Here is a 3,090-nt window from a genome sequence, read left to right on the forward strand (position 1 = left end):
GCCTCCCCCTGTCCGGGGAGGCGGCCTTCGTCGTGGATCGCACTGGCCGGCTGGGGCGTCTACCAGCGGCCAGGGCACCTACCAGCGGCCGTGGACCTGCTCCCGCAGGTACCGGTCGTAGATCTCCCGGACACCCGACGCGAACAGCGGTCCGAGCACCTCCGCCGAACCGGCCTCGGCGTTGGCGCGGGCCTGCTCGACGTTGCGGGCACCGGGGATCACGGTCGAGACACCGGGCTGCTGCCAGATCCAGGCGATCGCGGCCTGGGCCGGGGTCACGTCGGGTCCGAGCACGTCGTGCACGAGCGCGGTGAACTCCCCCGCAGCCGTGAGACCGGTGGCGAAGTCGACCCCGGAGAAGGTCTCGCCGACGTCGAACGCGGAACCGTCGCGGTTGAAGCTCCGGTGGTCGTTCTCGGCGAAGGTCGTCTCACGCGTGTACTTCCCGGACAGCAGGCCCGAGGCCAGGGGGACGCGAGCGATGATCCCGACGCCCGCGTCGGAAGCCGCGGGCAGCACCTCGTCGAGGGGCTTGAGCCGGAACGCGTTGAGGATGATCTGGACGGTCGCGACGCCGGGGCGCGCGATGGCCGCGAGCGCCTCGTCGACGGTCTCGACGCTCACGCCGTAGGCCGCGACCGACCCCTCGGCCACGAGCGTGTCGAGCGCGTCGTACACCTGGTCGTCGTCGACGACCGAGGACGGCGGGCAGTGGAGCTGGACGAGGTCGAGGCGCTCGGTGCGCAGGTTGCGGCGCGACCGGTCCGTCCACTCGCGGAAGTTCGCGAGCGTGTAGCTCGCGGGCTCCTGCGGGGCCCGTCGGCCCATCTTGGTCGCGACCGTGATGCCCGCGCCAGGGTTGTCCGCGAGGTAGGACCCGATGATCTCCTCGCTGCGGCCGTCGCCGTAGACGTCGGCCGTGTCGAAGAAGGTCACGCCGGACTCGGCGGAGGCGTCGAGCACGGTGCGGGCGTCGGCCTCGCTGACCTCGCCCCAGTCCGCCCCGAGCTGCCAGGTGCCGAGCCCGACGACCGAGACCAGTCGTCCGGTGCGTCCGAGCACTCGTCGTTCCATGTGTTCCTCCTCGTCCTGCGGGTGGTGCTCCCGTCCCCGGCAGTGTCGGGGACGGTGCGTCGCTGGGCCGTGCGCCCGGGAGGGCGGCACGACCGGGTTCTACTGTCCCTGCTCGTGGGGAGTTCCGCACCCAGTAGCGTGTGCACGTGAACATCCATGCACCGTCCGGCGTCCAGATCCGCATCGAGCACGGGAACCACCGTGCCACGCTCACGGCGGTCGGTGCGACCGTCCGCGAGTACTCCGTCGGGGGGCGCGACGTCTTCACGCCCTTCGCCGAGGACGAGATCGCTCCCGCGTCGCACGGCGCGGTGCTGCTCCCCTGGCCCAACCGGCTGCGCGACGGGCGGTACACGTTCGACGGTGCGGACCACCAGCTCCCGATCACCGAGGTGCCCAGGAGCACGGCCATCCACGGTCTGGTGTGCTGGGAACGCTGGGACGTCGTCGCGCAGTCGACCTCGGCCGTGACCTTCGAGCTGCACCTCGTCCCGACGCCCGGCTACCCGTTCGACCTCCTGGCGCGTGTCACGTACGCACTGAGCGACGCGGGGCTGCGCGTCACGGCCCGTACGACGAACGTGGGCGCGTCCGACGCCCCCTACGGCGTCGGGTTCCATCCCTGGCTGTCGCCGGGCACCGCGACGGTCGACGAGTGCACGCTGCGCCTCGACGCACGCACCCGTGTCACGACGGACGAGCGGTTGCTGCCCACGGGCACCGAGCCTGCCGCGGGTGACTTCGACCTGCGTGAGCCCCGACTGCTCGCAGGCATCGACCTCGACGACGCGTACGTCGACGTCCTGCGGGACGAGGACGGGCTGTCCTGGATGCGCCTGGCAGCTCCCGACGGCCGCACGGCCGCGGTGTGGATGGACTCCTCGATGGACACGTGGCAGGTGTGCACGGGCGACCACGTCTCGGCGGCCGGCTACCGGCGCACGGGGGTCGCGGCCGAGCCCATGACCTGCATCGCGGACGCGTTCCGGACGGGCGAGCGCCTCGTGCGCCTGGCTCCGGGCGCCTCGCACGACGCCGTCTGGGGTGCGACGCTCCTCTGACGGGGCGTGGCGCCGGTCACGTCCTGTCCGGCCCGGCGCCGGCGCGCCTCTCTCCCCCTGGCCCTGCCCGCGCGAGGGTGAGGTCGACGATTCCCGGTCCGGGTGGCGCCGGACCGGCCGGACATCCCGCACGGGAGCCTTGTCGTGACGGACAATGGTGCGCGAGCGAACGAGGAGCACATCACCGTGGGAGAACCTGAAGTACGGATCTGCGTGGTCGGCGACGAGCTGAGCGCGGGTGTCGGCGACGCCAAGGGCCTCGGTTGGGCCGGGCGTGTGGTCGCGCGCACCCGTTTCCCGGGGACGGCGATGGTCTTCCCTCTCGCGATCCCGGGCGAGACGACGACGGCGATGAGCCAGCGCTGGGACGCCGAGACGAGCAGGCGCTTCGACCACGACCCCGAGGCCGACAACCGGCTCGTCCTCGCCCTGGGTCGTCACGACCTCGACGCGGGCCTGTCGGTGGCGCGGTCGCGGCTCAACCTGGCGAACGTCCTGGACGTGGCCGAGCACCGTCGTCTGCCCACGTTCGTCGTCGGGCCGCCGCCCGGCCGGCCCGAGGACAACGACCGGGTCGCCGAGCTCTCCGCGGCGTTCGCGGACGTGGCCAACCGGCGCCGCGTCCCGTACGTGGACACGTTCACGCCCCTGGTCACGCACGAGCAGTGGCTCGCGGACCTCGCGACGAGCAACGGCGGGTACCCGGGGCAGGCGGGCTACGGGCTCATGGCCTGGCTGGTCCTGCACACGGGCTGGCACGCGTGGCTCGGCCTGCCCGACGACGTCGCGTAGCCCGGGGCGCCCGGCTCACCGAGGGCGACGCCCCTGCTCGCCGGCGGTGACCCGCTCACCCGCCGACGGTGACCCGCTCACCCGCCGACGGTGACCACACCGGGGCTGCGCGAGCGACGACAGCGGCCTGCGGCCACCCCCTGGCTCTGATACACATCACCGA

At 72.8% G+C, this 3,090-nt stretch carries 3 protein-coding genes; 2 read left to right on the forward strand and 1 reads right to left on the reverse strand.

Features of this window, described 5'->3' with window-relative positions:
- Nucleotides 1–78 precede the first annotated feature (78 nt).
- The gene (locus ACFRCR_RS17985; protein WP_377679485.1) at nt 79–1,074 is read right to left on the reverse strand and encodes an aldo/keto reductase; all 996 of its coding nucleotides are present in this window, start codon (nt 1,072–1,074) and stop codon (nt 79–81) included.
- A gap of 146 nt (nt 1,075–1,220) precedes the next feature.
- On the opposite strand from ACFRCR_RS17985, the gene ACFRCR_RS17990 reads away from it, so the two are divergent.
- Together ACFRCR_RS17990 and ACFRCR_RS17995 are read left to right on the forward strand one after the other, a co-directional pair.
- Nucleotides 1,221–2,135 (forward strand): aldose 1-epimerase family protein, encoded by a 915-nt coding sequence (locus tag ACFRCR_RS17990; RefSeq protein WP_377679487.1) that lies wholly within the window; start codon nt 1,221–1,223, stop codon nt 2,133–2,135.
- Between the two features lie 186 nt (nt 2,136–2,321).
- A complete protein-coding gene (locus ACFRCR_RS17995) occupies nt 2,322–2,927 on the forward strand; it encodes a GDSL-type esterase/lipase family protein (protein ID WP_377679488.1) in 606 nt (201 codons plus the stop codon).
- Nucleotides 2,928–3,090 lie beyond the last annotated feature (163 nt).

This window comes from Oerskovia sp. NPDC056781, assembly GCF_042789955.1.
Classification (GTDB): Bacteria; Actinomycetota; Actinomycetes; order Actinomycetales; family Cellulomonadaceae; genus Oerskovia; species Oerskovia rustica.